This window comes from Janibacter sp. CFPM2_SD2 (assembly GCF_057364645.1).
On record NZ_JBNFOF010000165.1, the window covers coordinates 1 to 7,137 of the forward strand.

The 7,137-nt window shown below is 72.1% G+C and carries 7 protein-coding genes and 3 pseudogenes; 6 read left to right on the forward strand and 4 right to left on the reverse strand.

From position 1 onward, the window contains the following. The 4 genes and pseudogenes from AC2W7J_RS13850 to htpX all read left to right on the forward strand — a co-directional run. Positions 1 to 513: pseudogene (locus tag AC2W7J_RS13850) on the forward strand (hypothetical protein); the annotation flags it as partial. Between the two features lie 45 nt (positions 514 to 558). Then, a pseudogene (locus AC2W7J_RS13855) lies at positions 559 to 717 on the forward strand (proton-conducting transporter transmembrane domain-containing protein); the annotation flags it as partial. A 26-nt stretch (positions 718 to 743) separates the two neighbouring features. Continuing rightward, entirely contained in the window at positions 744 to 1,484 is a 741-nt protein-coding gene (locus tag AC2W7J_RS13860) for a proton-conducting transporter transmembrane domain-containing protein (protein ID WP_485983088.1), read from the forward strand. Continuing rightward, complete coding sequence (gene htpX, locus AC2W7J_RS13865; protein WP_255185302.1) at positions 1,460 to 2,314, forward strand: zinc metalloprotease HtpX; 855 nt, start codon at positions 1,460 to 1,462, stop codon at positions 2,312 to 2,314. Before AC2W7J_RS13860 ends, htpX begins: the two co-directional genes overlap by 25 nt. A 12-nt stretch (positions 2,315 to 2,326) precedes the next feature. Here the strand turns inward: htpX and AC2W7J_RS13870 are convergent, their stop codons facing one another. The 4 genes from AC2W7J_RS13870 to AC2W7J_RS13885 are packed head-to-tail and all read right to left on the reverse strand — an operon-like array spanning position 2,327 to position 5,130. Further along, the gene (locus tag AC2W7J_RS13870; protein WP_255185303.1) at positions 2,327 to 2,803 is read right to left on the reverse strand and encodes a (2Fe-2S)-binding protein; all 477 of its coding nucleotides are present in this window, start codon (positions 2,801 to 2,803) and stop codon (positions 2,327 to 2,329) included. 10 nt (positions 2,804 to 2,813) lie between these two features. After that, positions 2,814 to 3,152: a hypothetical protein gene (locus AC2W7J_RS13875; protein ID WP_485983091.1), complete on the reverse strand. Its 339-nt coding sequence runs from the start codon at positions 3,150 to 3,152 to the stop codon at positions 2,814 to 2,816. Then, positions 3,128 to 4,906, reverse strand: coding sequence for a molybdopterin cofactor-binding domain-containing protein (locus tag AC2W7J_RS13880; protein WP_485983093.1), 1,779 nt, complete (start codon positions 4,904 to 4,906; stop codon positions 3,128 to 3,130). The genes AC2W7J_RS13875 and AC2W7J_RS13880 overlap by 25 nt, the downstream gene beginning before the upstream one ends. Then, on the reverse strand, positions 4,903 to 5,130 hold the full coding sequence (locus AC2W7J_RS13885) for a hypothetical protein (RefSeq protein WP_485983095.1): 228 nt from the start codon (positions 5,128 to 5,130) through the stop codon (positions 4,903 to 4,905). The genes AC2W7J_RS13880 and AC2W7J_RS13885 overlap by 4 nt, the downstream gene beginning before the upstream one ends. Before the next feature lie 135 nt (positions 5,131 to 5,265). On the opposite strand from AC2W7J_RS13885, the gene pepN reads away from it, so the two are divergent. Both pepN and AC2W7J_RS13895 read left to right on the forward strand, forming a co-directional pair. Then, a complete protein-coding gene (gene pepN / locus AC2W7J_RS13890; RefSeq protein WP_485983097.1) occupies positions 5,266 to 6,720 on the forward strand; it encodes an aminopeptidase N in 1,455 nt (484 codons plus the stop codon). 53 nt (positions 6,721 to 6,773) lie between these two features. Continuing rightward, positions 6,774 to 7,137: pseudogene (locus tag AC2W7J_RS13895) on the forward strand (aminopeptidase N); the annotation flags it as partial.

The window sequence follows — 7,137 nt, forward strand, 5'->3', positions numbered from 1 at the left end:
CGGGCCGTGCTCGTCCTCGCGGTCGACGCCCTCGCCCCGCGACGTCGCCTGCCCGCGATCCTGCTGGCGGCCCTCGCGGCTCCTCGTCTTCGCTCGGTACCGCTCTCGCCCTGCGCGTGCAGCTCCGGGGGCGGCGAGGTCACGACCCTGTGCCGGCCCGGGGACCCTGCCATGAGCCTCACCCCGCCGCCGGGCACGCAGGCGAGCGAGTGCCTGCTGCGGGTGAGCCAGTCGGGTGCACTGCTCCAGGCGCTCGCCGGCGCGGCCGGTCTCGCCGTGCTCGTCCTGCTCGCCCGGCAGCGTGGCGTGCCCTCGCTCGAGGACGGCACGACCCACCGCCCCGACGGCGCCGTCGAGGCCGCGTTGCTCCTGGCGACCGTCACCGGCGCGTGCACCGTCTCGGTCGCGCACGACCTCGGCACCTGGCTCGTCGGCCTCGAGCTGGCCACGCTGCCCATCGTCGCGCTCGCGGTCCTGCGCGGCGGCGCGACAGCGGGGCGATGCAGCTGGTGACGACGTCCGTCGCGAGCTTCGCCGTGGCGGTCGTCGCGCCGGGCTGTGGTCACCGCGACCGGGAGCCTGCGCCTGAGCGGGGTCGCCTCGTGGGCGGCCGGTCAGACGGGGGAGACCCGCGCCGTGCTGACCCTCGCGGTCGTCCTGCTCCTCGCGGCCGTCGGCTTCAAGCTCTCGCTCGTGCCCTTCCACGCCTGGGCGCCGGCGACTATCCCCGCGCCGGGCTCGAGGTGGCGATGCTCCTCGCGGGCGTCTCGACCGTCGCCGCCGTCGGTGGGCTCGTCGCCGTCACCGACGGTGCAGCCAGCGTGCGCGCGGCCGCGACCCCGGCCTTCGGCGTGCTCGCCGTCGTCTCCATGATCGGGGGTGCGGTGCTCGCGCTCGGGGCGAGCGACCCCCTTCGCCTCATCGCCTGGTCCGGGGTCACCCAGGGCGGCTGGATCCTCGCCCCGCTCGTTGCCGGCGACACCTTCGCCGCCGTCGGCTACCTCGCCGTCTACGTCGTCGCGGTCGTCGCCGCCCTGGCCGTCGTCGCCGCCCTGTCGGTCGACGGTCCGCGACGCCTCGACGACGACCGCGGGCTGCTGCGCCGCCGGCCCGTGCACGCCGCCGTCCTCACCCTCGCGCTGCTCACGATGGCCGGCCTGCCGCCGGGCGTCGCCGGCCTGCTCGCCAAGGTCATGGCGCTGCGCCCCCTCGCCACCGAGGCCTGTGGTGGGTGGCTCTGCCGGCCGTCGTCGCCGCGGTCATCGGCCTGGCCGTCTACCTGCGCTGGGTGGCGCTCGTGCTGCAGCCCGGCGACGAGCACCGGCCGCCCGAGCGGACCGATCGGACCGCGACCGTCGTCGCCGTCGTCACCGGGGTCGTGCTGCTCGCCGCCACCCTCGTGCCCGTCCTGCTGCTGGGGACGGGAACGCCGTGACCCCCTGCGAGCGTTGGGGATGACATGCACAACCACTACAACGGTCTGAAGACCGCCGGCCTCTTCGGCTCGATCTTCGCGTTGCTCATCCTCGTCGGCTACGCCCTCGCCGGTGCGCGCTACGTGTGGATCTTCGCCCTCATCGGCCTGGCCACGACCGCCTACAGCTACTGGAACTCCGACAAGCTCGCGATCCGGGCGATGCGTGCCCAGCCCGCCGATCCGCAGCAGTTCCCGCAGATGTACCGCATCGTCGAGGAGCTCAGCCAGCGCGCCGGGCAGCCGATGCCGCGGCTCTACGTCAGCCCGACCGCCGCGCCCAATGCCTTCGCCACCGGGCGCAACCCTCAGCACGCCGCCGTGTGCTGCACCGAGGGAATCCTCCAGCTGCTCGACGAGCGCGAGCTGCGCGGAGTGCTCGGCCACGAGCTCATGCACGTCTACAACCGCGACATCCTCACCGGCTCGGTCGCCGGGGCGATCGCCGGAGTCATCTCCTCCGTCGCCTCGATGGCCCTGTGGTTCGGCGGCGACCGCGACCGCAATCCCATCGCCGGCATCGCGGTCGCGCTGCTCGCGCCCATCGCCGCGATGGTCATCCAGATGTCGATCTCGCGCACCCGTGAGTACGACGCCGACGAGGACGGCGCCAGGCTCACCGGTGACCCGCTCGCTCTGGCCTCGGCCCTGCGCAAGCTCGAGGGCGGCGTGCAGCGCGCGCCGCTCGAGCCGACGCCGCAGCTGCAGAACGCGAGTCACATGATGATCGCCAACCCCTTCAGCGCCCGCGACGTGGGCAAGCTCTTCTCGACCCACCCGCCGATGGACCAGCGGATCGCGCGCCTCGAGGGCATGGCCGGGGGCCACCACCTGCGGTGACCCCCGGGTGCATCACATGCGCTGGGCGCCGTCCTTGATCGCGTCGCGGATGCGTGGATAGGTCCCGCAGCGGCAGACATTGCGGATCGTGTCGAGGTCGGCCTCGGTGATCGCGCGGCCCTCGCGCTGCACCTTGCGCACGAGCGCGACCGCGGCCATGATCTGGCCCGGCTGGCAGTAGCCGCACTGCGCGACGTCGTGCTCGATCCAGGCCTCCTGCATGGGGTGCAGGTCGCCGTCGACGGTGTCGGCGAGACCCTCGATCGTCGTGACCTCGTCGGTCTCCTTGATCTGGTCGACGGGCACGGCGCAGGGGTTGAAGGCCTTGCCGTTGATGTGGCTCGTGCAGGCCTTGCAGACGTTGATCCCGCACCCGTACTTGGGGCCGGTGACCCCGAGGACGTCGCGCAGGACCCACAGCAGGCGCACGCCCGGCTCGACGTCGACGGTGACCTTTTCGCCGTTGAGGACGAAGGTGTGGCTGGACATGGCGCGCTCCTCAGCGGGTGTGGTCGAGGCCGTCGGTCGGCGACTGCGGGACGGAGGGGACGAAGCTCTTGACCTCGAAGCTGATCGGGTCGGGGTGGTTGATGGGGAACTCGGTCGGCATGCGGCCCGTGGCGCGCGCGTAGGCGCAGGCGATCGCGGCGAAGCTCGACGCGACGCCCGCCTCGCCCGCGCCGCCGGGCTGCTGCGAGTCCGACGGCATGATCTCGACGGTGATCTCGGGTGGGACGTTCCACTGCCGCGTGTAGAAGTAGTTGTCCCAGCTGGCCTCGAGGAAGTGGCCCTCCTCGAGGTGGCAGCTCGTCGTCAGGGCCAGGCCGATGCCGTCCATGACGCCACCGAGCATCTGGCCTCGAGGCCCGTGGGGTTGATGACCAGGCCGGCGTCGACGGCGAAGACGACCTTGGTGACCCGCGGCCCGGTGACGGCATCGCGGACCGTGCGGTTCACCGTCTCGGGGCGGCAGTCGATCTCGACGAGGCAGGCGGTCGCGCCCTTGTACTCCTTGTGGACCGCGATGCCCTGGGCGACGCCGTCGGGCAGGGAGCGGCCCCACTCGCCGACCTCGGCGGCCTTGTCGAGCACGGCCCGGGTGCGCTTGTCCCGCAGGAACTTCCGGCGGAAGGCGACGGGGTCCATCCGCATCCGCCGGGCCAGCTCGTCGATGACGAGCTCGTTGGCGCAGCGCACGTCGGGGGAGTAGATCTGGCGCATGCTGCCGGTGTTGAAGCGGTCGTCGGTCTCGGTGAGCGTCTGGCTCACGGCCCCGAAGTTGTAGGGCACCTCCTGGGTCAGGGCGAAGATCGTCTGCGCGAAGGTCATCTGGCCGACGGGCAGCTTGGCCGCGTGGTTGGTGATGATGTCGCCGAGGCCGTGGCCGAAGTCGGTCGTGACGCTCGTGTGCTTCTGCTCGAAGGAGAGCACGTCGCCGCCGAGGTAGGCCGCCCGGACCCGAGAGGTCGCCATCGGGTGCAGCCGGCCCTGCCGGGGCTCGTCGGCGCGGTGCCACATGAGGCGCACCGGCTTGCCCATCGCCTTCGAGATGCGGGCGGCCTCGAGCGCGGCGTCGTGGAAGAGCTTGCGCCCGAAGGAGCCCCCGCCCTGGGTGACGTGGACCTTGACCTTCGACACCGGCAGGCCGAGCTCGAGCGCGATGTTCTCCTGCGCGACGACGGGGGACTTCAGCGAGCCCCAGATCGTCGCCGAGTCGGAGCGCACGTCGGCGATCGCGCAGTTGGGCTCGAGCGAGGAGTTGCTGCGGAAGCGGAAGGTGAAGGAAGCGTCGATCTTCTTGGCGAGCAGCGACACCTTGGGGGTGAGCATGGGCAGCTCGGCCTTCTTCACGCCCTCGAGCACGGAGGCGTCGGTGGCGCCGGCGAGGCGGCCCCCTTCCCACTCGACGTCCATCTGCTGGATCGCGTCGATGCACTGGCCGAAGGTCCGGGCGCGCACCGCGATGCCGGTGGCGACCTTGACGACGTCGGTGACGCCCGGCATGGCCTCGATGTCGGCGGCATTGCGCAGCGCGACGGGGCGTCCGTTGTGCGTCGGCGGTCGGCAGACCATCGTCGGCAGGGCGTCGGGGACCTTGACGTCCATGGCGAAGGTCTTCGCGCCGGTCACCGCGTCCCGGGCGTCGGTCCGCCCCTGCGGGGTGCCGACGACGGTGCGATCGGAGGCGTCCTTGAGGGTCACCGAGGCCCGGGTGGTCGTGGTGGCCGCCGCCTTGGACGACAGCTCGCCGAAGGTGAGCGCATTGCCCACGGCGTCGGTGATGACACCCGCCTTGATGGTCAGCGCGTCGACCGTGGTCCCGAGGACGGTCGCGGCGGCCTTGAGCAGCTGTTGTCGGGCCAGCGCGGCGGCGACTCGGATCGGCGTGTACGTCGAGATCGTCGTGTTGGACCCGCCCGTCAGCTGGTTGAAGAGCAGCTCCGGTCGGGCCGGCGCCAGGGTGACGTCGACGCGGTCGACGGGCAGGTCGAGCTCCTCGGCGATGATCATCGCGGTGGAGGTGACGATGCCCTGGCCCACCTCGGCCCGCGGCAGGGCGAAGGAGGCGCGTCCGTCGGTGCCGATCGTCACGTGATGAGGGCGGCCGTCGGGGCCGCGGCGAGGGTGAGCAGGTCGTTGAGATCGAGGATCTCCGCCGGCTGCGGCGGGGTGGGCACGACCGCCTCCGCGGTCGGTGCACCCAGGCTCATCTCGGCCCCGGTGACGAGCGTGGCCCCGGCGATGACGTAGCCCATGAAGGCACGACGGCTCGGGCCCGACGAGGTGCTCTCGATGCTGGGCTGAGGTTCGGTCACGATGTCTCCCATGGTCGACGGCGCTGTCGCTACCGAGCAGTAGACACCTGTCGGTGGGGTCTCGCGACCGGAGAGCCACCGACGTCCACGATGTGGCTCACCCCCTTCGGACGAAGGGGGTGACAGGATGCCGGTGTGCCTTCCCTGACCCGCGACGAAGCCGTCGCCCGCGCAGACCTGCTCACCGTGTCGCTCATGGAGGTCGAGCTCGATCTCGACCGTGGGCCGCAGACCTTCGGGTCGGTGACCCGCATCCACCTCACGGCGAGCGGTGACGGCACGACCTTCGTCGACGTCAAGCCGCGGACCCTGCACCGCGCGAGCCTCGACGGCGCCGAGATCGACGTGACGACCCTCGACGAGGGGCGGCTGCCCCTGACGGTGACGGCGGGAGACCACGTCGTCGAGGTCGAGGCGACGATGGCCTACAGCCACGACGGCGAGGGGCTGCACCGGGCGACCGACCCCGCCGACGGGGAGGACTACGTCTTCAGCCACCTCTTCCTCGATGCCGCCCCGGCGGTCTTCGCGTGCATCGACCAGCCCGACGTCAAGGCGCCCTACGCGGTGTGCGTCAAGGCGCCGCAGGAGTGGCACGTCATCGGCAACGGCTCCGGCCAGATCGCCGACGGCGGGGTGTGGCACCTCGCCCAGACCCAGCCGCTGTCGACCTACTTCGTCGCGCTGTGCGCCGGACCCTACGTGTCCGTGACCGACGAGCACGACGGCATCAAGCTCGGGCTCTGGGCGCGGCGCTCCCTTCGCCAGCAGCTCGAGGAGCACGCGCCCGAGATGCTCGAGGTGACCCGACGCAGCTTCGACTACTTCCACTCGATCTTCGGCATCCGCTATCCCTTCGACGACTACGACCAGGTCTTCGTCCCGGAGTTCAACGCCGGCGCGATGGAGAACCCGGGGTGCGTCGTCTTGCGCGATGCCTACCTCTACCGCGGGGCGGTGGGCCGCGACGAGATGCTCACCCGGGCCAACACGATCAGCCACGAGATGGCGCACATGTGGTTCGGCGACCTCGTCAGCCCCCGGTGGTGGGACGACCTGTGGCTCAACGAGTCCTTCGCCGAGTACATGGCCCACCGCTGCCTCGTCGAGGCCACGGAGTACACCGAGGCCTGGGTCGACTCGACGATGTCGCGCAAGTCGTGGGGCTACGGCGCCGAGCGCTCGCCCTCGACCCACCCGGTCGCCGGCTCGCCCGCGCCCGACGCGAAGTCGGCCCTGGCCAACTTCGACGGCATCTCCTACGCCAAGGGCGCGGCCGTCATCCGTCAGCTCATCGAGTTCATCGGCGACGAGGCCTTCCTCGAGGGGATCCGCGACTACCTGACCGCGCACTCCTTCGGCAACGGCACGCTCGCGGCCTTCCTCGCGGCGATGTCCCGCGCGAGCGGGCAGGACCTCGCGGCGTGGAGCGCCGCCTGGCTCGAGACCTCCGGCGTCGACACCATCGCCGTGGACCGGGCGGCCGGCACGGTCACGCGGCAGGCACCCGCGGGGCACCCCGCGCAGCGGCCGCACGCCGTCGCGTCGCGACCTATGCCCAGGGCGCCGAGACCTCCCGCACGACCCTGACCCTCGACGCCGACTCGGCCCCGCTCGAGGGCGTCGACCTCGCCGCCCCGCTCGTGCTGCCCAATGCCGGCGACCGCACCTGGGCCACCCCGCTGCTCGACGAGCAGTCGCTCGCCGCACTGCGCACCGAGCTGCCGGCGATGACCGATGCCCAGGCGCGAGCCGTCATCTGGGTCGGCCTGCGCGACGGCGTCGCGCTCGCCCAGGTCGACCCGCGCCTGCTCGTCGACCTCGGCGAGGCGGCCCTGGTCACCGAGACCAACGACTCGATCTTCTCCCGCGCCGGCCTGCACCTGACCAACCGCGTCATCCGGGTCCTGCTGCCGCAGGGAGGAGCAGGACCGCCGCGCGGGGCGCGTCTGGCCGCGGTCCGGCGAGCAGGTGCTCGCGGCGGCCGAGCCGGGCTCCTCGCTCGCG